The organism is Pseudomonas baetica, from assembly GCF_019733355.1.
GTDB classification, from domain to species: Bacteria; Pseudomonadota; Gammaproteobacteria; order Pseudomonadales; family Pseudomonadaceae; genus Aquipseudomonas; species Aquipseudomonas baetica_A.
In genome coordinates this window covers 184,818-206,486 of the sequence record NZ_JAIHLQ010000001.1, presented here as the reverse complement: position 1 = coordinate 206,486, position 21,669 = coordinate 184,818, and the positions used below count along the sequence as shown (strand labels likewise).

14 protein-coding genes are annotated in these 21,669 nt (G+C 59.0%); 7 read left to right on the top strand and 7 right to left on the bottom strand.

Going from position 1 to position 21,669, the window contains the following annotated elements:
• Positions 1 to 45: 45 nt before the first annotated feature.
• The 4 genes from K5E40_RS00900 to K5E40_RS00885 all read right to left on the bottom strand — a co-directional run bounded on the left by K5E40_RS00900 (position 46) and on the right by K5E40_RS00885 (position 6,535).
• Positions 46 to 1,236 carry an osmoprotectant NAGGN system M42 family peptidase gene (locus K5E40_RS00900; protein WP_221729286.1) on the bottom strand — a complete coding sequence of 397 codons (1,191 nt, stop codon included), beginning with the start codon at positions 1,234 to 1,236 and terminating at the stop codon, positions 46 to 48.
• 165 nt (positions 1,237 to 1,401) lie between these two features.
• On the bottom strand, positions 1,402 to 3,150 hold the full coding sequence (ngg, locus tag K5E40_RS00895) for an N-acetylglutaminylglutamine synthetase (protein ID WP_221729285.1): 1,749 nt from the start codon (positions 3,148 to 3,150) through the stop codon (positions 1,402 to 1,404).
• A gap of 3 nt (positions 3,151 to 3,153) precedes the next feature.
• The gene (locus K5E40_RS00890; protein WP_221729284.1) at positions 3,154 to 4,926 is read right to left on the bottom strand and encodes an N-acetylglutaminylglutamine amidotransferase; all 1,773 of its coding nucleotides are present in this window, start codon (positions 4,924 to 4,926) and stop codon (positions 3,154 to 3,156) included.
• Between the two features lie 217 nt (positions 4,927 to 5,143).
• A complete protein-coding gene (locus tag K5E40_RS00885; RefSeq protein ID WP_221729283.1) occupies positions 5,144 to 6,535 on the bottom strand; it encodes a dermonecrotic toxin domain-containing protein in 1,392 nt (463 codons plus the stop codon).
• Between the two features lie 251 nt (positions 6,536 to 6,786).
• Here K5E40_RS00885 and K5E40_RS00880 point away from each other — a divergent pair, with 251 nt between their 5' ends.
• Positions 6,787 to 11,622 carry an NEL-type E3 ubiquitin ligase domain-containing protein gene (locus tag K5E40_RS00880; RefSeq protein WP_221729282.1) on the top strand — a complete coding sequence of 1,612 codons (4,836 nt, stop codon included), beginning with the start codon at positions 6,787 to 6,789 and terminating at the stop codon, positions 11,620 to 11,622.
• Between the two features lie 3 nt (positions 11,623 to 11,625).
• Here the strand turns inward: K5E40_RS00880 and mnmC are convergent, their stop codons facing one another.
• The gene (mnmC, locus tag K5E40_RS00875) at positions 11,626 to 13,605 is read right to left on the bottom strand and encodes a bifunctional tRNA (5-methylaminomethyl-2-thiouridine)(34)-methyltransferase MnmD/FAD-dependent 5-carboxymethylaminomethyl-2-thiouridine(34) oxidoreductase MnmC (protein ID WP_221729281.1); all 1,980 of its coding nucleotides are present in this window, start codon (positions 13,603 to 13,605) and stop codon (positions 11,626 to 11,628) included.
• Positions 13,606 to 13,777: 172 nt separating this feature from the next.
• Here mnmC and pap point away from each other — a divergent pair, with 172 nt between their 5' ends.
• Positions 13,778 to 15,292, top strand: coding sequence for a polyphosphate:AMP phosphotransferase (gene pap, locus K5E40_RS00870; RefSeq protein ID WP_221729280.1), 1,515 nt, complete (start codon positions 13,778 to 13,780; stop codon positions 15,290 to 15,292).
• A 103-nt stretch (positions 15,293 to 15,395) separates the two neighbouring features.
• The gene (locus K5E40_RS00865; RefSeq protein ID WP_221729279.1) at positions 15,396 to 16,580 is read left to right on the top strand and encodes a thiolase family protein; all 1,185 of its coding nucleotides are present in this window, start codon (positions 15,396 to 15,398) and stop codon (positions 16,578 to 16,580) included.
• A 68-nt stretch (positions 16,581 to 16,648) separates the two neighbouring features.
• On the opposite strand, the gene K5E40_RS00860 is transcribed toward K5E40_RS00865, so the two are convergent.
• Positions 16,649 to 16,843 (bottom strand): DUF6316 family protein, encoded by a 195-nt coding sequence (locus K5E40_RS00860; RefSeq protein WP_221729278.1) that lies wholly within the window; start codon positions 16,841 to 16,843, stop codon positions 16,649 to 16,651.
• Between the two features lie 213 nt (positions 16,844 to 17,056).
• Here K5E40_RS00860 and K5E40_RS00855 point away from each other — a divergent pair, with 213 nt between their 5' ends.
• Positions 17,057 to 18,016, top strand: coding sequence for a DMT family transporter (locus K5E40_RS00855; protein ID WP_221729277.1), 960 nt, complete (start codon positions 17,057 to 17,059; stop codon positions 18,014 to 18,016).
• A 104-nt stretch (positions 18,017 to 18,120) separates the two neighbouring features.
• Here K5E40_RS00855 and K5E40_RS00850 read toward each other — a convergent pair whose 3' ends face one another.
• Positions 18,121 to 19,515, bottom strand: a complete 1,395-nt coding sequence (locus tag K5E40_RS00850) for a class II fumarate hydratase (RefSeq protein WP_221729276.1) — start codon at positions 19,513 to 19,515, stop codon at positions 18,121 to 18,123.
• 194 nt (positions 19,516 to 19,709) lie between these two features.
• Between K5E40_RS00850 and K5E40_RS00845 the strand changes: the two genes are divergently transcribed.
• From K5E40_RS00845 to K5E40_RS00835, 3 genes are all read left to right on the top strand, one after another.
• Positions 19,710 to 20,231 (top strand): DUF2059 domain-containing protein, encoded by a 522-nt coding sequence (locus tag K5E40_RS00845; RefSeq protein WP_221729275.1) that lies wholly within the window; start codon positions 19,710 to 19,712, stop codon positions 20,229 to 20,231.
• A 12-nt stretch (positions 20,232 to 20,243) separates the two neighbouring features.
• Positions 20,244 to 20,543, top strand: a complete 300-nt coding sequence (locus tag K5E40_RS00840) for a BolA family transcriptional regulator (protein WP_221729274.1) — start codon at positions 20,244 to 20,246, stop codon at positions 20,541 to 20,543.
• Positions 20,544 to 20,713: 170 nt separating this feature from the next.
• Complete coding sequence (locus tag K5E40_RS00835) at positions 20,714 to 21,655, top strand: rhodanese-related sulfurtransferase (protein WP_221729273.1); 942 nt, start codon at positions 20,714 to 20,716, stop codon at positions 21,653 to 21,655.
• The last annotated feature ends 14 nt before the right edge of the window (positions 21,656 to 21,669 follow it).

Below are 21,669 nucleotides of genomic sequence, written 5' to 3'. Positions count from 1 at the left end.
AGTGAAACGTATTCCAACGGTGGGAGCGGTCCGGGCACCATGGATTTAACTGTCCGAACGTTGCCCTACCAGACTGTCCACCGACGGCACGCGTGTATCACTCTCCATTTGCGTCTCGTGCTCAATCTGATGACTGAAGCGATCAAGCGACGCATTGGCCGGCGCCGCATCGCTGGCGAACACCGGAGGACTCAGAATGTAAGCCCCCAGCAGTCGACTAAGTGCCGCCAGACTGTCGATGTGCGTGCGCTCATAACCGTGCGTCGCATCGCAGCCAAAGGCGAGCAGGGCGGTCCGGATGTCATGGCCGGCGGTCACCGCCGAATGCGCGTCGCTGAAGTAATAGCGGAACAGGTCCCGGCGCACCGGCAACTCGTTCTCGCTGGCCAGACGCAGCAAATGTCGTGACAGGTGATAGTCGTAAGGCCCGCCGGAATCCTGCATCGCCACACTCACCGCATGCTCACTGGAGTGCTGCCCCGGCGCGACCGGCGCAATGTCGATGCCGACGAATTCGCTGACGTCCCACGGCAATGCCGCCGCTGCGCCGCTGCCGGTCTCTTCGGTAATGGTGAACAGCGGGTGACAGTCGATCATCAGTTCCTGACCGCTGTCGACGATGGCTTTGAGTGACGCCAGCAATGCCGCGACCCCCGCTTTGTCATCCAGGTGACGAGCGCTGATATGGTCGCTTTCGGTGAATTCCGGCAGCGGATCGAACGCCACTACGTCGCCGACGCAGATGCCCAGCGATTCGCAGTCAGCCTTGGTCGCGCAATAGGCGTCCAGACGCAACTCCACATGATCCCAACTGATGGGCATCTCATCCACGGCCGTGTTGAACGCGTGTCCGGAGGCCATCAGCGGCAACACGCTGCCGCGAATCACGCCGTTGTCGGTAAACAGACTGACGCGACTGCCTTCGGCGAAACGGCTCGACCAGCAACCGACCGGGGCGAGGGTCAGGCGACCGTTGTCTTTGACGGCGCGCACAGCGGCGCCGATGGTGTCCAGGTGCGCCGAGACCGCGCGGTCAGGGCTGTTTTTCTTGCCCTTGAGCGTCGCGCGGATGGTGCCACGACGGGTCATCTCGAAGGGAATGCCGAGTTCCTCCAGACGTTCGGCGACGTAACGCACGATGGTGTCGGTGAACCCTGTCGGGCTGGGAATGGCGAGCATTTCCAACAGGACTTTTTGCAGGTAGTTGAGGTCTGGTTCGGGAATTTGGAGGGTCATGGAAACTCCTGATGGGTTGAGCACATCGATGGTTTCGATGAGGAGAATTTGGGGTGCCTGATCTGGCCTGATCGCTGGCAGGCCAGATCCCACAGGTTGTGAGGTGAATACAAAACCTGTGGGAGCAGGCTTGCTCGCGAACACGTCAGCCGAGGCGCCGCATCATTACGAGTTAGCTGGCTGACTGTGCGGAAACAGCAAATCGACAAACCGCTCGGCTGTCGGCTGCGGCTCATGGTTGGCCAATCCGGCGCGCTCGTTGGCTTCGATAAACACGTACTCCGGCTGATCCGCCGCCGGCACCATCAGGTCGAGGCCGACCATCGGAATGTCCAGTGCCCGCGCTGCGCGTACCGCTGCATCGATCAGGGTTGGATGCAGAATCGCCGTGACGTCTTCCAGCGTACCGCCGGTGTGCAGATTGGCCGTGCGCCGCACAAACAGCGATTCGCCCGCTGGCAGGATGCTGCTGTAGTCATAACCGGCCGCGTGCAAGGTGCGCTGGGTTTCGTGATCCAGCGGGATCTTGCTTTCGCCGCTGGTGGCCGCTTGCCGGCGGCGACTCTGGGCTTCGATCAGCGCGCCAATCGAATGCTGGCCATCACCGACCACCTCGGCCGGACGACGAATCGCCGCCGCAACGACTTCAAAACCGATCACCAGAATCCGCAGATCCAGCCCTTCGTGAAAGCTTTCCAACAGCACCCGGCTATCAAACTGTTTCGCTGCTTCGATGGCCTGCTGCACCTCTTCAATGCTCTGCAAATCCACCGCCACACCTTGACCCTGTTCACCATCAAGCGGCTTGACCACCACTCGCTGATGCTCATCGAGAAACGCCAGGTTGTCGTCGGCGTTGCCCGCCAATTGCTGCGAGGGCAGGTTGAGCCCCGCCGCCTTCAACACGTTGTGCGTCAGGCTTTTGTCCTGACACAGACTCATGCTGATGGCGCTGGTCAGGTCGCTCAACGATTCGCGACATCGCACGCGGCGCCCACCGTGACTGAGGGTGAACAGTCCGGCATCGGCGTCGTCCACCTGCACATCGATGCCGCGACGGTGCGCCTCCTCGACAATGATCCGCGCATACGGATTGAACTGCGCCTCAGGCCCAGGTCCCAGAAACAGCGGCTGATTGATGCCGTTCTTGCGCTTGATGGCGAAGGTCGAGAGATTGCGAAAACCGAGTTTGGCGTAGAGGCTTTTCGCCTGACGGTTGTCATGCAGCACCGACAGGTCCAGGTAGCTCAGGCCGCGACTCATGAAGTGTTCGATCAAGTGCCGCACCAGCACTTCGCCGACGCCGGGGCGCGAGCATTGCGGATCAACCGCCAGACACCACAAGCTGCTACCGTTTTCCGGGTCTTTGAACGCTTTGTGATGATTCAGACCCATGACGCTGCCGATCACGGCGCCGCTGTCTTCATCCTCGGCCAGCCAGTAAACCGGGCCGCCCTGATGATGCGGGGTTAGCCGTTGGGCATCGATCGGCAACATGCCGCGCGCCTGGTATAGCTGATTGATCGCCTGCCAGTCTGCCTCGCTTTGCGCGCGACGAATGCGGAAACCACGAAACACGCGGGTCGCTTGGCGGTAGTCGCTGAACCACAGGCGCAAGGTGTCGGAGGGGTCGAGAAACAACTGCGTCGGTTCGAGGCCGAGGATCTGTTGCGGCGCGGCAACATACAGCGCGATATCTCGCTCGCCTTGTTGCTCGTTGAGCAACTCCTGGGCCAGCGTTGCCGAGTCAGGAAAGGTGTGGCCGATCAGCAATCGGCCCCAGCCGCAATGCACGGCGATCGGATCGGCGGCCAGTTCGCTGCCGTCCTCGGCCAGCCGCGCCTGCAAACGTTCATAGGACGGAGTCTGACCGCGCAACAGGCGCTGGCTGTAAGCCGTGGCGTGGGGTTTCATCGATCAGATTCCTTGTTCACTGAGCCACAGGTTCAGGGCCGCCAGTTGCCACAGCTTCGAACCACGCAACGGCGTCAGTTGGCCTTGTGGGTCAGTCAGCAATTTGTCGAGCATGGCCGGGTTGAACAGACCGCGATCCTGGCTCGGATCAAGCAACAGTTCACGCACCCAGTTCAACGTGTCGCCTTGCAAATGCTTGAGGCCCGGCACCGGGAAGTAGCCTTTTTTGCGGTCGATCACTTCACTCGGGATGACCCGACGTGCCGCTTCCTTGAGCACTTGTTTGCCACCGTCGGGCAGCTTGAACTGGCCGGGAACCCGCGCCGACAGTTCGACCAGTCGATAATCGAGAAACGGCGTTCGCGCCTCCAGACCCCAAGCCATGGTCATGTTGTCGACGCGTTTGACCGGGTCGTCCACCAGCATCACCGTGCTGTCCAGGCGCAGGGCTTTGTCCACGGCGGCATCGGCACCGGGCTGTGCGAAATGTTCTTTCACGAAGTCGCCGGCGGCGTCATTGGCGGTCAGCCATTTCGGTTGCACGGTGGCGGCGTAGTCGTCGTAGCTGCGGTCGAAAAACGCTTCGCGATAGGCCGCGTAAGGGTCTGGCGCACCGTCCACTTGCGGGTACCAGTGATAACCGGCGAACAACTCGTCGGCACCCTGGCCGCTCTGCACAACCTTGCAGTGCTTGGCCACTTCACGCGACAGCAGATAGAACGCGATGCAGTCGTGGCTGACCATCGGCTCGCTCATGGCGCGAAACGCCGCAGGCAATTGCTCGATGATCTCTTTCTCGTCGATACGCAACTGATGGTGCTGAGTGCCGTAGTGTTTGGCGATCAGATCCGAATACTGAAACTCATCCCCGCGCTCGCCACCGGCATCCTGAAAACCGATCGAGAAGGTCGACAGGTTTTCCACGCCCACTTCACGCAACAGACCGACGAGCATGCTCGAATCGACGCCGCCGGACAGCAGCACGCCGACATCCACCGCCGCACGTTGACGGATCGCCACGGCTTGGCGGGTGCTGTCGAGTACGCGATCGGTCCAGTCTTCGAGGGTGAGGTTCTTCTCGTCGTCGTGTGGGCCGTAGGGCAGGGTCCACCAGGTTTTCTGCTCGGTGGTGCCATCGGCTTCAATGCGCATCCAGGTGGCGGGCGGCAGTTTTTCAATGCCGGCCAGCAGGGTGCGCGGGGCCGGTACCACTGCGTGGAAATTCAGGTAGTGATTGAGCGCCACCGGATCGAGGATCGGGTTGATATCGCCGCCCTTGAGCAGCGCCGGCAGGGCTGAGGCAAAGCGCAGGCGCTGACCGGTGCGCGACAGGTACAACGGCTTTACGCCGAGACGGTCACGGGCGATGAACAAGCGCTGTGCATCGCGCTCCCAAATGGCGAAGGCAAACATGCCGTTGAGTTTCGGCAGCAGCGCTTCACCCCAGGCGTGAAAGCCCTTGAGCAGCACCTCGGTGTCGCCACCGGAATAGAAGGCATAACCGAGCGCTTCGAGTTCGGCTCGCAGTTCAGGGAAGTTGTAGATTGCGCCGTTGAAGGCCAGAGACAGGCCCAATTGACTGTCGATCATCGGCTGCGCCGAGCCGTCCGAGAGGTCCATGATTTTCAGGCGACGATGGCCCAGGGCAATCGGCCCTTGTGCGTGGAAGCCCCACGCGTCGGGGCCACGAGGGGCCAGGTGATGGGTGATTCGCTCAATGGCTGCAAGGTCTGCAGGTTGATGATCAAAGCGTAACTCGCCAGCTAATCCGCACATAAAGTCCTTACCGGTTTTTCCGTTGGGGAGGGGTCAAGCAGTACTACTCAATAAACAGGGTACCCGGAAACTGACCCCCCTCGTTAAACGGAGTTTTAGAACGATAAGTTATAAGGCTGGTTTTGGAGCTATCGCTGCTGCGCAATGAGCGGTCGTTGAGTCTTCGCTGATTGCTGATAATTGAACGGATGGGGCGACGATGTTTTTTGAATAATTGTCAGTTGGCGTCCACCGGCAATCCGTGTTGTTCGGTATCAGGCGCGGACAATCGTTTTTTCAGATCCAGCAGCCGTGACAGGGCATTGTACTTCTCGATGGCGGTCCAACTGCCCAGGCCGGCGAACACGGAGGCCAGCAGTTGATCCGTGGCGTAAGTGCGCAAGCGGCTGCTGAAATCATGGGGTGGGCTGACGGATAGTCGTCCTCTCTGAAGCAAGGTACGCGCTTCGCGCCTATTGGCGTAGGCGGGTTCGTTGACATTGGCGAGCGGCACCGCAATGTCTCTTGCATCCACGGAGAATTTATCCAGATAGCGATCGAAGAGATGTTTGCACAGCCCTTTCTTTAACGGAATAAACGTTATGTCGTTGACAAACGAAATACTACTCAGATCCATTGCCCTTATTTCATTTTGCTCGGTATTGGTGAGTTGGGAGAAGATGAGTGTTCGGAATTCGTTATTTGTAAGGAAGTTGATGGAGAATCGATATTTGGATTGATCTTCGTTGTCGTCGTTGTAAAAGCCGTCACCCGGGTCGTTGGGTATGTATACGATGTTATGGTCGATTGGCGACTGATCAGTCGGACGGCATGTGATCACAATGGCATCTGTGGTGTACTTGCCAAATAACTGTATCGAATGCAGTTTTATTTTGCCGTTGTTAAACATGTCGCCATTGAAAATGTCTCCGTTTCCGTTTGTCAGTTTCAGCAGGGTAAGAAGCCGGTGCAGAGGGAAATCGGGACTTTTAAAGTATTTTTCATAGGCGTTGAGTTTTATGTTGAATTTGTGCAGGCGCGTGCCGATCAAATCAATGTTTGAAACTTTAAATGTTCTGGCGATGTGTTTCTGGTATTGACCTCCCAGATCCAGCTTGCGACTGAGAGCAGCAAATTCTTGTGCAGACACCTTGATCGTGTCAGGGGCGTCAGCGGATCCCTGGCCAAGCATGTCCAAAATCTCGCTGTCGTTCGAGAAGTAACCGGGAGCCGCTTCTTCGTCGGTGAAGTTCAGCATCGCCGCCTGCAGCAGGGTATAGGTAAATGACTCACCGTCCGTAGAGTTTGCAGGCATCAGTCTGATGCTGTCGTAGACGCTGAGCCGTGTTCCATGGGTTTGCAGCAGTTCACGGTGAAGTTCCCGTTTGCAGAAACTTTCCGGTGTTTCCAGCTTGCCTGCCAGCTCATCAATATAAGTCTGATAGGGCAGCGCTTCATCGAGCGTTGCGCGCAATCCGGCCAGCCTGGCGGAATCTTCTTTTGCCATACCGTGGGTGATGAAACGTTGCACGGCAGTTGCCTTGTCCTGAACCTGGACGTCATCGGAAATGTTCGCGCTGGCGTCAACGTCCGATATCGTGGCGGGCGGGGTGTTTGTTGGTAAAGTCATGCGGGAAGTCCCTTTCGTAAATGAGACATCATGTTATGTGGGTTTGTCGTGATGAAAACAGTTCTATTATTGAATGGTTTCAAGTGTGTTTTTGGTTGGTATTTGAATGTTTAATATAGATATGTATTGCACGGTTTTGTGTGAAGTGTGTTTGTTGTAATGTGATTTACAGGTGTCGGGGTCTTCTATTTTAATTTTAAGTGGATGCGGATAAGGTTAAAGCTCAAACCTGCAATAAAGGACTATTGCCGATGACCACCACACAGGATAAATCCGCACCGCGTGCGCCGACTCAGAATGAAGTTCTCGGCGTCTTGCTGGAAGCCACAGCAGACCTGGACAGCGCCGAGGCGCTGCGCAAGAGCCTGCCCGAAATGTTGCTTAACAGTTCGACCAGCACGCTGGTCGCGCTCGATCAAACCGCGCGCGACCTGCTCACGATTCAACTCAAGGTCGAGAAGGATCTGCTCAAGCTCAAACCTCTGAATGCCTTTTGTATTGCTGAGTTGACCAGCGCGCTGAATGCCAAGTGGTCGGCGGTCTTCGATGTTGAAAAGGATCTGTTGAGTTTGCCGGGGGTTGATTGCGGTTGCCCGCCAACCTCTACCGACCCTGAGGGCATTCAAACCTTTCCACATGCCACACAGACATTGCTGCAAGCGGCGATGCAGAATTTCACCGAAGACGAGGAGACCGATAACTACCCCGTCGGCAGTCAGGTGCGGGTGAGTAGCGTACCGTCGGGCGTGGCCGGACTGACGCCGGCGTCGTTCGCCAAATTCTGCCGTGAACTGGATCTGGGCAAGCGTTATCAGGCGCATTTTCAGCAGGTGTTCGGCCTGGTGGACGACGCCGGTAAAGTGACGGCCACCCGTCCGATGACCCGCGACATCGCTGCGATGAAGAAACTTCTGCTGCAACTGGACATGTATCTGGCCGCAGTCAGGCAGCACATCACACCGGCTGGCCTGCAGACCGTGCAGAGGCTGATCGCCGCCGACGGCGCGGTCTCGGCGAAAACCCTGCACTACAGCAATCGTCCATTAATGATGCACGGCATCGAGGTGCTCGACAGTTGCATCTGGGGGGTTGTGGTGTTTGCAGTCCGGTCGATCGAGTTATACCCCAACGAGCAGTGTCTGGTGTACATGGCTAACGAGCCCGAGAGGCCTCTGTATGAGTACTCGAGCTTCACTGCGTTCAAGGAGTACCTCACGCAAAAGCTGAGTGACAAGAGCTACCAGGATTACTTCGCCAACAGCATTGATGAAGATGACAAGGCGGACTTCTTCAAGACCTTCGCCGACACCGCCGATTTGGGCCACATCCGGCAGTTGCCAATTGCTGTGCCGCTGTTCGAGTTCATGTTGCAAAGCCATGTCGGCAAGATGCAGATCGACGCCCGCAAACTCGCTGTGCCGACGGCCGATATCGATCAGGATGTGCGACAGAAACGCTTGCTGGGTTTTCTGGAGCTGGGTGTGACCATTGCGACGGTGGCGGGTTTTTTCGTGCCGGTTGTTGGTCAGTTGATGATGGGCGTCGCGGTTGGCCAACTTCTGGCGCAAGTGTATGAGGGGGTCGAGGACTGGCAGCGGGGCGACCAGCAGGAGGCGCTGTCGCATCTGCTCAGCGTGGCGGAAGACATTGCGCTGATGGGCGTGTTCGCTGGTGGACAGAAGGCGGTGGGCACGCTGGGACGCAAACTGGTTCGGGCCCATCCGGAGTTTTTCGGGCAGTTCACCGCGATTCTGGATAGGGCCGGTAAACCGCGCCTTTGGAGGCCAGATCTCACCTCGTATGAACATCGGCTGCCAGCCGGAATCACGATGGCCGATGACTCCGTCGAGTTGTATCCGCTCAAGGAAAAAACCGTCGGCCGGGTCGACCATGGAACATTCAGCGGGTCAGTCGATCCCGACACGAAGGTCTGGCACCTCGATCATCCCGAGCGCCCGAAAGCCTATGCTCCCGGGCTTGAGCAACACGTCGAGGGTGGCTGGCGACTGGCGGCTGAAGATGCCGAAACGTGGAATAGCGCCCCCTATACCCTCAAGCGTATCGATCCGCGTCTGAGTGAGTTCTCGGACACGGATCTGGACATGATTCGCCGAATCAGCGAAATCTCCCACGATCAATTGCACCGGGTTTTTAACGATAATCTGGCCTTGCCTGCCCGGTTACGCGACACCGTGGAACGCCTGCAGATCGAGCGTCAGTCAAGCCAACTCACCGCTGAGCTTGAACGTGGGGACATTCACGCAGGCCAACCTTTGCAGGAACAACTGCATTGCTTGCCGCAGATGCCAGGCTGGCCGACAGACCGCTACATCAAGGTCATCGATAGCGAAGGAGACGTCACGGCAACCTATCCCGCGACCAATATTCGCGTCGCTGCGCTCAGTGTGGAGGTCACGCAAGAGCAATTGGCCGAAGGACAGTTGTTGCAGTCGGTGATCGATGCCCTCTCCCCGCGCGAGGTTGAGGCCATGCTGGGGGGCAAGGTCAGCGCCGGCTCGCAAAAGCAAGCGTTGGCGAAGAAACTGGGAGCCTTGTTCAAGGCTGAGCGTCGATCGATTTTCGATCGTATGTATCAACGCTACGACCAGAGTGAGGCTGACGAGGTCAAGACATTACGCAGCGCGTTCGCCGAGATTCCTGCGCGCTATGCTCAGCGCCTGATTGACCAGGCGCCGAGCATCGAGCGTCTGCATTTGCGCTCAACCGGGCGCCTGCCTTTGCGCTTGGCGCAGAAAGTCCGCCATGCCACTGCCGCCGTGCGCCTTGACCGTGCCCTGAGCGGTTTGCTCGTGCCGCAGGAGGCCAATGCCGATAGTGAAAAACTGGCGATCCAGTTACTGCCCCGTTTGAGTGGCTGGGACCCGAATCTGCGCCTGACGTTGCGTGACAAGACGCTGAACGGGCCGGTACTGGAAGCCATCGGTAACGAAGCGGCGACGCCCTTGAATACCTGCACACTGGTCAAGTCCAGTGGCGGCTACGAAGCCTTCACTGGCGACGGTAAATCCCTGGGGCGTGTGGCGTCGGAGCCAGACAACCTGTATGCCGCGATCCTCAAGGCACTCCCGTCGGCTCAGCGTACAACCGCGGGTTTTGCTGACCCGGTGACCGCCGACAGTGCCCGATTGCGCAGTCAATTACTGAACATTGCGCTGGACGAACGTGAGGCCAGTGCCCGGGTATTGACCACCGGCAAGTTCGAGCCGTTGGTCTCCGACCCCCCCTGCATTCAGGGCGATCATGCAATGCGTGCGACAGCTCATCCACGCGCGTTATTACGTAAGTTGAGAAGGCTCTATCCCAGCTTTACCGAGGCGCAGGCCAGTGAGTTTATTGATCGATCGGGCAATGATCCGCTGACCCGCGCTACACGGGTGAAAGGTTTGCGCCGTGATCTGGAGCAACTGCGCAAGGTGCTCGAAGTCTGGACTGAGGATCAGGCCGGCATGACGTTGATGGGGGGGGATTTGCGTGAAGTGCGGCACAGCCGCAAGACGACGGCCGAGATGATCGAGGATGGGTTTCGGCGGCTTTTTCTGGCCACCGATGAAAGTGGAAAATCGATCTGTGTATTGAATCTTGACGGGATGCGGGTGGGGACGTTGCCCACGCTCCCACCGGGGTTGAATTTCGATCATATCCAGCAGTTGTCGCTCAAGAACATGGAGCAGGGCGACGACCTGGTTTATTTCCTCAAGTCATTCAAGCACGCCGAGTCTGTGGACCTCGACGGCAACGCACTCACGCGCCTGCCTGAGGTGTTGTCGCACATGCCTGATCTGACCCGGGTGAGTCTGGCGGGTAACCGGATCAAACTGACCGAACATACACTGGTGAAGCTTGCCAACCTGCGCACACTGCACTCCTTGAATCTGAACAGTAACCCGCTGGGGGCGACTCCGGAGGTGGGCAAGATGTTTGATTTACGTTCCCTGTGTCTGCGCGACACCCGTGTCACGGAGCTGCCCAAAGGTCTTGAACGCCTGCCTCACCTGGATTGGGTCGATCTGCGCGAAAATCAGATCAAGCAGCTACCGGATTGGTTATTCAAGACCTCGCGACGTTTCAGCGAGGCGCTGGACCTGCGAGGTAATCCCTTGTCGTTAGCCAGCAGGACTCATCTGGCGGACTATCGAAACAATGTGGGTGTCGGCATGGGCTATCTGGAGAACGATAACGCGCGTCTCGATGAACAGAAGGCGCGTTCGCTGTGGTTCGAGGGCGGCGCCGGAGGGGACTGGGCCCAGCGTGACCGGATCTGGACCTTATTCAAGGAGGATCCCCGGGCCGAGGGCCTGTTTCATTTACTGGCGGAGCTGGGCAATACCGCCGACTCTGAAAAAGTCGCCGAAGACACGTGTCGACGTGTCTGGGCAGTGCTTGAGGCTGCCCAAACCGATGCGATCCTGAGTGAGCAAGTGTTCGATCTGGCCGCCAACCCGATCAATTGCACGGACAGCGCAGCCGTCAACTTCAGCCAGCTCGAACTCGCTGTGGAAGTCAACAAGATCACCAGGCTTGCCGGTGGCCGAGTGACCTCTGTACACCCGTTGCTCAAACTTGGCCGAGGCCTGTTTCGGCTGGACAAACTGGATCAGATTGCCCATGAGCATGCGCTTAACGATGCCAGTGCTGATCCGCTGGAGGTGAACCTGGCTTATCGCATCGGGCTGGCCGAAGAGTTCGATCTGCCGGGACAGCCGCGTCATATGCGTTTTGCCATCCTGGGCGGGGTGACCGAAGCCAATCTGGAGACTGCCAGGAACAGGATCAGTGTCGCTGAGCTGTCTTCCGAATGGCTGACGTTCCTGCTGCGTCAGCCGTTCTGGTGCGAGTACTTGAAGCGCACGTATCCCAGGCAATTCGCGAGCCTCGAGGAAACCTTTCCGGCGCGGCTGGACGCGGTGTTCGAACAGGCGAGCAAACTCTCCACGGCCGATTACCTGAACCAGATGGACGTCATCAGGCTCGAACGGGAGCAGGCCGAAGAGGCTGTGCTCAAGCGCCTGACGGGAGAGGCCATTCGCTTGGGGGATCTGGGCCTCTGCGCAATGCCCGATGCTTGAGGTCTATTTGCCGCGAATCAGTTGGCGCAATACGAATCGGTTGGGGTGACAGGCCTCGGCCACGCTTCTTGGCAAGGGCAACGGTTCGTCGTTCAGCCAAGCGGCGAGCAGTTCGCCAGACAGCGGCGCGGTGATCAGACCGCGTGAACCGTGGCCGCTGTTGACATATAGACCGTCGAGCCACGGGCAGGCGATGTCCGGTACTTGCCGGGCATCCTTGCTCAGCGCCGCGTACGCGTGAGTGAACGCATGGCGGTCGGCGAGCGGGCCGACAATCGGCAGGTAGTCGGGACTGGTGCAGCGCAAGGCGGCGCGGCCTTGAAGGGTTTCGACCGCCTGTTCGCTGATGTGCAGGCGAGAGACCAGATCGCTGGAAATCTCTTCTAGCATCGCCAGATTGCCTTGGTGTTCGGCGGTGGTCGGGGTCAGGTCGTCGCTGTTGAAATCGAAGCTGGCACCGAGGGTGTGTTCACCCCGTCGCGCGGGGGCGACGTAGCCTTCGGCACACACCACCGTCGTCAACGCCTGGCTTTGTTCAGTCTGCGCCAGGCGGGTGATCTGCCCGCGAATGCGCTTGAGTGGCAGTTCGGCGCTTTGCGCAAAACGCTTGATCTCGGCAGCACCGGCCAGTACCACGACAGGAGCGCTGGCAAGCAAGCGGTCGCCGTCGAAGGCTTGCCACTGATCATCGACCTTGCGCAGTTCCAGCGCCTCACGGTGGCTGAGCAGTTCGATGTTCGGTTGTGTGGCCTGCGCCTGGCACAACGCGGGCGGATGCACCCAGCCACCCTCGGGGTAGTACAAACCGCCGTGGTCCAGGCCGACACCGGCGCGGGCCTGCGCCTCGGGCTGATCGAGCCACTGCAACAGATCCTCCGGGAACGCCGCGGCCAACTGCGCGTGGCGCTCGGCTTCCTTGGCATTGAACGCCAGTTGGAGCACGCCGCAATCGTCCCAATCGGTGCCCCGTTGCAGGCTTTCGAGCAGGCGTCGGGTGTAACCGAAGCCGCTGATGATCAGTTGCGATAACGCCGTGCCATGGGCCGACAGTTTCAGATACAGCACGCCTTGCGGATTGCCCGAGGCTTCTTGTGCCACGGCCTCGTGGCGCTCCAGCAAACTCACTTTCCAGCCGCGTGACGCGAGGCTCGCCGCGGTGGCACAACCGGCAAGGCCTGCGCCGATCACCAGTGCCCGACGTTCACCGGTCGTGGGGGCAGGGCGAGCGAACCAGGGTTTTTCCGGGGCTGGCGGGGCCACCTCCGACGGCCAGCCGAGGAACTCGCCGCGCAGGATTTCCCACTTGTGCCCGATGCCCGGCGTGCGCTTCATTTTGAAGCCGGCGGCGTTGAGCAAACGCCGCACCCAACCGGTGCTGGTGAAGGTGCTGATGGTTGAGCCCGGCGCCGCCAGTCGCGCCAGTTCAACGAACAGTTCGGCGGTCCACATCTGCGGGTTTTTCGCCGGGGCGAATCCGTCGAGAAACCACGCATCAATCCGAGCGTCCAGTTGCGGCAATTGCTCCAGCGCATCGCCGATCAGCAGCGTCAATGTCACTCGGCCATTCGCCAGTGTGATGCGCTGAAAGCCCTGATGGATCGCCACGTAATGGGTCAGCAATTGATCAGCCAGCGGCTTGAGTTCTGGCCACAATGCCAAGGCGCGTTGCAGATCCGCCGGGCTCAACGGGTACATTTCGACGCTGACAAAATGCAACCGCGCACCGGCACAGGCGTGTTGCTCGAACAACTGCCAGGCACAGAGAAAATTCAGGCCGGTGCCGAAGCCCGTTTCGCCAATGACCAAGTGCCCACCCGCTGGCAACGCAGCAAAACGTTCGGCGAGACGGTTCTGTTCGAGGAACACATAACGGGTTTCATCCAGACCTGACTGGTCGGAAAAATACACGTCATCAAACACTCGCGAACGCGGGCGTCCCTGGTCATCCCAGTCGAGTTGGGCGTGTGGCAATACGGCTTTCATGGCAGGCTCGGCAACGACAAGGCCGCCATTCTAGCCGATCGCGCACAGGGTGCTTGATCCATGGCAAGGCTTGGCGTCGATGACTCAATGAAAATCCGCCGCCCGCGGGAATTTCTGCGCCGTCCTTGTGCCCAATCCGCTAGTCTTGCTCAATCCTGGAAGGAGCCGTCCTATGTTTGAATCCGCTGAAATCGGTCACGCCATCGACAAAGACACTTACGAGGCCGCCGTCCCGGCGCTGCGTGAAGCACTGCTGGAAGCGCAGTTCGAATTGCAGCAGCAAAAGCGTTTTCCTGTGATTGTCTTGATCAACGGCATCGAAGGCGCGGGCAAGGGCGAGACGGTCAAGTTGCTCAGCGAGTGGATGGATCCACGGCTGATCGAGGTGCGTACGTTCGATCAGCAGACGGATGAAGAACTGGCCCGACCTCCGGCGTGGCGTTACTGGCGGATGCTTCCGGCCAAGGGGCGGATGGGGGTTTTCTTCGGTAACTGGTACAGCCAGATGTTGCAGGGACGGGTGCATGGCCTGTTCAAGAACCCGCGTCTGGATCAAGCGATCAGCGCCGCCGAGCGTCTGGAGAAAATGCTCTGCGATGAAGGCGCGCTGATCTTCAAGTTCTGGTTTCACCTGTCCAAGAAACAGATGAAGGCGCGGCTCAAAGCCTTGGCCGACGACCCGCTGCACAGTTGGCGGATCAGCCCGCTGGACTGGCAGCAATCGCAAACCTACGACAAGTTCGTCAAATACGGCGAGCGCATATTGCGCCGTACCAGTCGCGACTACGCGCCATGGCATATCATCGAAGGCATGGACGCCAACTATCGCAGCCTGGCGGTCGGCAATATTCTGCTTGAGGGCTTGCAAAACGCGCTGAAGCGTTCGCAGATTCATGCTCAGGAAGTCAACGCTGCGCCGCTGGGCGCCCCTGTCGATCATAAGGGTTTGCTCGACAGCCTCGATCTCACCCAGCGTCTGGAAAAGGATGATTACGAGGAACAGCTGATCACCGAACAGGCGCGTCTGTCCGGGTTGATGCGTGACAAGCGTATGCGCCGCCATGCGCTGGTGGCCGTGTTTGAAGGCAACGATGCAGCGGGCAAGGGCGGGGCGATTCGGCGGGTCGCGGCAGCGCTCGATCCGCGCCAGTACAACATCATTCCGATTGCCGCACCGAGCGAAGAGGAGCGGGCACAGCCTTATTTGTGGCGTTTCTGGCGGCATTTGCCGGCGCGCGGCAAGTTCACCGTGTTCGACCGTTCCTGGTACGGCCGGGTGCTGGTGGAGCGCATCGAAGGTTTTTGCACCCCGGCCGACTGGCTGCGTGCTTACGGTGAAATCAATGACTTTGAAGAGCAGATCGCTGATGCCGGAGTGATCGTGGTCAAGTTCTGGCTGGCCATCGACAAGGACACGCAAATGGAGCGCTTCCAGGCGCGGGAAGCGATCCCGTTCAAGCGCTTCAAGATCACCGAAGATGACTGGCGCAACCGCGACAAGTGGGACGAGTACCGTGCCGCCGTCGGTGACATGGTTGATCGCACCAGTACCGAGATTTCCCCATGGACGCTGATCGAGGCCAACGACAAGCGTTGGGCGCGGATCAAAGTATTGCGCACGATCAACCGTGCGCTTGAAGAGGCGTTCGAGAAATCCGACAAACACGCGAAAAAACACAAGGACTGAGCCAATAGATCCGCATACGCGAGGTGAATGATTGTCGCGGTCTTTGAGGCGGTGGACTTATGCTCAGGTCCACTCTCAACCGACCACAACAATGAGGTATGCCATGCGTGAAGTGGTGATCGTCGACAGCGTCCGGACCGGCCTGGCCAAATCCTTTCGCGGCAAGTTCAACCAGACCCGCCCCGATGACATGGCGGCCCATTGCGTCAACGCATTGCTGACGCGCAACGACATCGACCCGGCCAGTGTCGAGGATTGCATCGTTGGCGCCGGCTCCAACGAAGGTGCCCAGGGTTACAACATCGGCCGCAACGTAGCGGTGCTCTCGCGTCTGGGCACTGGCACTGCAGGCATGACCCTCAATCGTTTCTGCTCCTCCGGTTTGCAGGCGATTGCAATGGCTGCCAACCAGATCGCTTCAGGTTGCAGCGACATCATCGTTGCCGGCGGCGTCGAGTCGATCAGCCTGACGATGAAAAGCGTCAACACCGATCACCTGATCAACCCGTTGCTCAAGCAACAAACGCCGGGCATCTATTACACGATGGGCCAGACCGCTGAGGTGGTGGCGCGGCGGTATGGCGTCAGCCGTGACGCGCAGGATCGTTATGCCCTGCAAAGCCAGTTGCGCACCGCACAGGCTCAGGCGGCCGGGCTGTTCAACGATGAAATCGTACCGATGTCGGTGAAGTATCGCGTCGAAGACAAGAACAGCGGTGACGTGCAGATCCTCGACGGCATCGTGGATCGTGACGATTGCAACCGCCCCGACACCACGTATGAAAGCCTCGCAGGCCTCAAGCCTGTGTTTGCCGAAGACGGTTCGGTGACGGCGGGCAACTCGTCGCAACTGTCCGACGGTGCCTCGATGACGCTGGTGATGAGTCTGGAAAAAGCCCTGGAACTGGGGCTCAAGCCAAAAGCGTTTTTCCGTGGCTTCACCGTGGCCGGTTGCGAGCCCGACGAGATGGGCATTGGCCCGGTGTTCTCAGTGCCCAAACTGCTCAAAGCCAAGGGCTTGCAGGTGGCTGATATCGATTTGTGGGAACTGAACGAGGCGTTTGCGTCGCAATGTCTGTACAGCCGTGATCGGCTGGAGATCGATAACGAAAAATACAACGTCAATGGTGGCTCGATTTCCATTGGTCACCCGTTCGGCATGACCGGGTCGCGGCAGGTCGGCCATCTGGTGCGTGAGTTGCAGCGGCGTGATCTGCGTTACGGCATCGTCACCATGTGCGTGGGCGGCGGGATGGGCGCGACGGGGTTGTTTGAGGCTGTGCGTTAAGACAGTTAGAGGGTGTTGACCACAAAACCCTGTGGGAGCGGGCTTGCTCGCGAATGATGCGACTCGGTTTAGGTGTCGGAGCCCATAAGCTGCATTCGCGCAATGTAAGCCTGTATTTCTTTGTCTATCTGTTCAGTACTCTCGAACGGCCCCTCAAGGGTATTTTCCCGAGTGCTGAAGAACAGTTCACCGTTGACCCGACACACCCGGTCGCTGCGAAAGTGTGTGGCAGGGGCGGGGTCTTGGCTACGCATGCCTAACATGGCGGGGCTCCTTGAGAATTCTTGTCGGCAGGTTGATTCAAAAAGCTTATGCCTGAATCACTTGGGCCGCCCGCTCAGCCGATCAACGGGTTCGCGTCAATTTAATGCAGCGACCTGCACAGTTTTATTCGCGCCCAGGCCCCAACTGTCCCTGTGTCGCCGTCGGTGGCGGGCCTAGAATGAGCGCTCTCGTCAGCAGGCCTTGAGGTTCGCATGCACATTTCATCCGGTCGCTGGGTTTACGGTTTATGCCTGGCGCTGCTGACTGCGTTTCTGTGGGGCATCCTGCCGATCAAGCTCAAACAGGTGTTGCAGGTGATGGACCCGATCACCGTGACCTGGTTTCGCTTGCTGGTGTCCGGCGGGTGTCTGTTCATTTATCTGGCCTCGGTCAAGCGGCTGCCGAGCCGCAAGGTGCTGGGCCCCAAGGGTGGCTGGTTGGTGCTCATGGCAGTGCTGGGGCTGGTGGGTAATTACGTCTTGTACCTGAAGGGGCTGAACCTGCTCAGTCCCGGCACGGCGCAACTGGTGGTGCAGATGGGGCCGATCATGTTGCTGATCGCCAGTCTGTTTGTGTTCAAGGAGCGCTTCAGCATCGGCCAGGGGATGGGGCTGGCGGTGTTGCTGATCGGTTTTGTGTTGTTCTTCAATCAGCGATTGGCCGAACTGCTGACCTCGCTGTCGGACTACACCGCTGGCGTATTGCTGGTGTTGCTGGCGTCGACCGTCTGGACTTTTTACGCGTTGGGCCAGAAGCAATTGCTGACGGTGTGGAATTCGCTGCAAGTCATGATGGTGATTTATCTGTTCTGCGCGTTGCTGCTCACCCCTTGGGTGCATCCGCTCGAGGCGCTGGAACTGAGCCCGGTGCAGCGCTGGTTATTGCTGGCGTGCTGCATGAACACGCTGATCGCTTATGGCGCGTTCGCTGAAGCGTTGGCGCACTGGGAGGCGTCGCGGGTCAGTGCGACGTTGGCGATTACACCGCTGGTGACGTTCGGGGCGGTCGCGATAGCGGCCGGGATATGGCCGCAGTATGTGCATGCCGAGCAGATCAATGCCCTGGGCTATGGCGGGGCGGTGCTGGTCGTGCTCGGTTCGGCGCTGGTGGCGTTGGGGCCGTCGCTGATTGCCGGGTTCAAGGCACGGCGGATGAAGATGGCAGCCAGTTAAACGGCGTCATCGTTCTTCGCGAGCAAGCCAGCTCCCACAAGGAAATGCATTCCAATGTGGGAGTGGGTTGGCTCGCGAAGGCTTATTTTCAAACGCTACAAGGCTTAACCCTTGGCGCCCGCCTCGATCATGTTTTCCGGCCGCACCCACGCATCGAACTCTTCATCCGTCAGATAGCCCAGCGCCAACGCGGCTTCACGCAAGGTCAGCCCTTCGTTGTAAGCCTTCTTGGCGATTTCCGCCGACTTGTCGTAACCGATGTGCGGGTTAAGCGCGGTCACCAGCATCAGCCCCCGTTCCAGATGTTTGGCCATGACCTCGGCATCCGGCTCGAGCCCGGCAATGCAATGCTGCTGGAAGTTGCTGCAGCCATCGCCCAGCAGGCGGATCGATTGCAGCAGGTTGTGGATGATCACCGGTTTGAACACGTTCAGTTGCAAGTGGCCCTGGCTGGCGGCAATGCCGATCGTCACGTCGTTGCCCAATACCTGACAGGCGAGCATCGACAATGCCTCGCACTGGGTCGGGTTAACTTTGCCGGGCATGATCGAACTGCCCGGTTCGTTGGCTGGCAACCGCACTTCAGCCAAACCGGCACGCGGCCCTGAGCCCAGCAGACGCAGGTCATTGGCGATTTTCATCAGCGCCACGGCGAGGGTTTTCAGCGCGCCGGAAAGGCTGGTCAGTGGTTCGTGGCCAGCAAGGGCGGCAAACTTGTTTGGCGCGGTGACGAAAGGCAGACCGGACAGCGCCGCCAGTTCTGCCGCAATCGCTTCGCCAAAACCATGGGGTGAATTGAGCCCGGTGCCAACCGCGGTGCCGCCTTGCGCCAGCTCGCACACTGCCGGCAGCGCGGCGCGGATCGCCCGTTCGGCGTAATCCAATTGCGCGATAAAACCGGACAACTCCTGGCCGAAGGTGATCGGCGTGGCATCCATCATGTGCGTGCGGCCGGTTTTCACCAGTTTCATGTGCCGCGCCGACAGTTCCGCGAGGCCGCCGGACAGCTCGGCAATCGCCGGCAGCAATTGCTCCTGCACGGCCTTCACCGTGGCGATGCTCATGGCGGTGGGGAAGCAGTCGTTGGAGCTTTGCGAGCGATTGACGTGATCGTTGGGGTGCACCGGCGTTTTGCCGCCCCGCGGGTTGCCAGCCAGTTCGTTGGCGCGACCGGCGATCACCTCGTTGACGTTCATGTTGCTCTGGGTGCCGCTGCCGGTCTGCCAGACCACCAAAGGAAACTGGTCGTCATGCTGGCCGTCGAGCACTTCGTCGGCGGCTTGCTCAATCAAACGGGCGATGTCGGCGGGCAGGTCGCCGTTGCGGTCGTTGACGCGGGCGGCGGCTTTTTTGATCAGGGCCAGGGCATGCAATACCGGCAGTGGCATGCGTTCCTGACCGATGGCGAAGTTGATCAGCGAGCGTTGCGTTTGAGCACCCCAGTAGGCGTCGTCCGGGACTTCGATCTGGCCCAGGCTGTCGGTTTCGATACGGCTCATCGTGCACACTCCTGTTGGTCTGTTTGCGCAGTTTAGGCTGGCTTGGGCCCCGGTGGTTCCCTCTAACCGATTGTTGACCGGTAAAACCCAACCAATCCAGTGTGGCAAGGGCCTGGGGGTTGAGCCGCAGCGATTGTTAGGCGCAGAATGAGCGCCCTTGGGGTTTTACCTCGCTTAGCTGAAAAGGAAACTCGATGACTCGTCTTCGTGCCATCTGTACCGCGGTAGCACTGGTTTGCGCCAGCGGCCAGGTGCTTGCCGATACCGCCAGCCACAACGCCAGTGCCGAAGCTTTCCTGACCCTGGCGCACGCTGACAAACTGGGCACTCCGGTTTACATGCAGGTTCAGCAGATGTTCGCCCAGCGTTTTGAACAGACCAAGGCCCCGGAATCCAAGAAAGCCACGCTGGAAACCTACCAGGCCAAGGCCAACGCCGCCCTGGATCAAGCCATTGGCTGGAAAAAGCTCAAGCCGGACATGGTCAAGCTCTACACCAGCAACTTCAGCGAATCCGAGCTGAAAGACCTGGTGGCGTTCTACCAGTCGCCGCTGGGCAAGAAAGTCCTGGAAAAAATGCCGCAGTTGACCCAGCAATCGGCCCAGATGACTCAGGCCAAACTGGAAAGCGCAGTGCCTGTCGTCAACAAACTGCTGGAAGACATGACCAACGAGCTGGCACCGAAAGGCGCTGCTCCGGCCAAGAAAAAGCCGTAAGCGGAGTTCGTGATGACCATGCAACAACGCATCGAATCAACGCTGGGCCTGTTACAGCCTGAGCATCTGCAAGTGCTGGATGAAAGCCACATGCACAGTCGCGGGTTGCAGACCCACTTCAAAGCCGTGGTGGTCAGCGCGCAGTTCGAAGGCCTGAACCGGGTCAAGCGCCACCAGAAAATCTACGGCACGCTCGGCGAGTTGATGGGCGAGTTCCATGCGTTGGCGCTGCACACCTATACCCCGCAGGAATGGGCAGAGATCGGCGCCGCCCCAGCGTCGCCGACCTGTGCCGGAGGAAAGCAGTCATAAGCTTCGAGCGCCAAGCTGCAAGTTAGAGGCGCCTTGCTTATGGCTTGCCGCTTGAAGCTAGCCGCTCGAAGCTGCTTTTTTGCTAGAATCCGCAACGCGCCGCTTACCCGGCGCGTTTTTTTTCGCATCCGGTTCACCCTTTGCGAGGGTAGCCACCTGGAGAAATACCCATGACACAACCGATTGTCGTGGCGGCACTGTATAAGTTCGTCACCCTCGAAGATTACGTCAACCTGCGCGAGCCACTGCTGCAAGCGATGGTCGACAACGGCATCAAAGGCACGCTTTTGATTGCCGAAGAAGGCATCAACGGCACGGTTTCCGGTACTCGTGAAGGCATCGACGGCCTGCTCGCCTGGCTCAAGAATGACCCGCGCATGATCGACATCGATCATAAAGAATCGTACTGCGACGAGCAGCCGTTCTACCGTACCAAGGTCAAGCTCAAGAAAGAGATCGTCACCCTCGGTGTCGAAGGCGTCGACCCGAACAAAAAAGTCGGTACTTACGTTGATCCGCAAGACTGGAACGCGTTGATCAGCGACCCTGAAGTGCTGTTGATCGACACGCGCAACGATTACGAAGTGTCGATCGGCACCTTCGAAGGTGCCATCGATCCGAAAACCACCAGTTTTCGCGAATTCCCCGACTACATCAAAGAACACTTCGATCCGGCCGTACACAAGAAGGTCGCGATGTTCTGCACCGGCGGTATCCGCTGCGAGAAAGCCTCGAGCTACATGCTCGGCGAAGGTTTCGAAGAGGTTTACCACCTCAAGGGCGGCATTTTGAAGTACCTCGAAGAGGTACCGCAGGAAGAAACCAAGTGGCAGGGCGACTGCTTTGTATTCGACAACCGTGTGACCGTGCGTCACGACCTCAGCGAAGGCGACTACGATCAATGTCATGCCTGCCGCACGCCGGTCAGCGTTGAAGATCGCGCCAGCGAGCATTACGTCGCCGGCATCAGTTGCCCGCATTGCTGGGACACGCTGAGCGAGAAAACCCGCCGCAGCGCCATCGATCGGCAGAAGCAGATCGAACTGGCCAAGGCCCGCAACCAGCCGCACCCGATCGGCTACAACTACAAGCAAACATCCACCGAGGCTTAACCATGTCTGCGCGC

Bases quoted from the DNA above. Each gene is read 5' to 3' on its own strand.
- K5E40_RS00890 (WP_221729284.1), bottom strand. From the start codon at position 4,926: ATGTGCGGATTAGCTGGCGAGTTACGCTTTGATCATCAACCTGCAGAC.
- K5E40_RS00855 (WP_221729277.1), top strand. From the start codon at position 17,057: ATGCACATTTCATCCGGTCGCTGGGTTTACGGTTTATGCCTGGCGCTG.
- K5E40_RS00900 (WP_221729286.1), bottom strand. From the start codon at position 1,236: ATGACCCTCCAAATTCCCGAACCAGACCTCAACTACCTGCAAAAAGTC.
- K5E40_RS00845 (WP_221729275.1), top strand. From the start codon at position 19,710: ATGACTCGTCTTCGTGCCATCTGTACCGCGGTAGCACTGGTTTGCGCC.
- ngg (WP_221729285.1), bottom strand. From the start codon at position 3,150: ATGAAACCCCACGCCACGGCTTACAGCCAGCGCCTGTTGCGCGGTCAG.
- K5E40_RS00860 (WP_221729278.1), bottom strand. From the start codon at position 16,843: ATGTTAGGCATGCGTAGCCAAGACCCCGCCCCTGCCACACACTTTCGC.
- K5E40_RS00840 (WP_221729274.1), top strand. From the start codon at position 20,244: ATGACCATGCAACAACGCATCGAATCAACGCTGGGCCTGTTACAGCCT.
- K5E40_RS00885 (WP_221729283.1), bottom strand. From the start codon at position 6,535: ATGACTTTACCAACAAACACCCCGCCCGCCACGATATCGGACGTTGAC.
- K5E40_RS00865 (WP_221729279.1), top strand. From the start codon at position 15,396: ATGCGTGAAGTGGTGATCGTCGACAGCGTCCGGACCGGCCTGGCCAAA.
- mnmC (WP_221729281.1), bottom strand. From the start codon at position 13,605: ATGAAAGCCGTATTGCCACACGCCCAACTCGACTGGGATGACCAGGGA.
- K5E40_RS00880 (WP_221729282.1), top strand. From the start codon at position 6,787: ATGACCACCACACAGGATAAATCCGCACCGCGTGCGCCGACTCAGAAT.
- K5E40_RS00850 (WP_221729276.1), bottom strand. From the start codon at position 19,515: ATGAGCCGTATCGAAACCGACAGCCTGGGCCAGATCGAAGTCCCGGAC.
- K5E40_RS00835 (WP_221729273.1), top strand. From the start codon at position 20,714: ATGACACAACCGATTGTCGTGGCGGCACTGTATAAGTTCGTCACCCTC.
- pap (WP_221729280.1), top strand. From the start codon at position 13,778: ATGTTTGAATCCGCTGAAATCGGTCACGCCATCGACAAAGACACTTAC.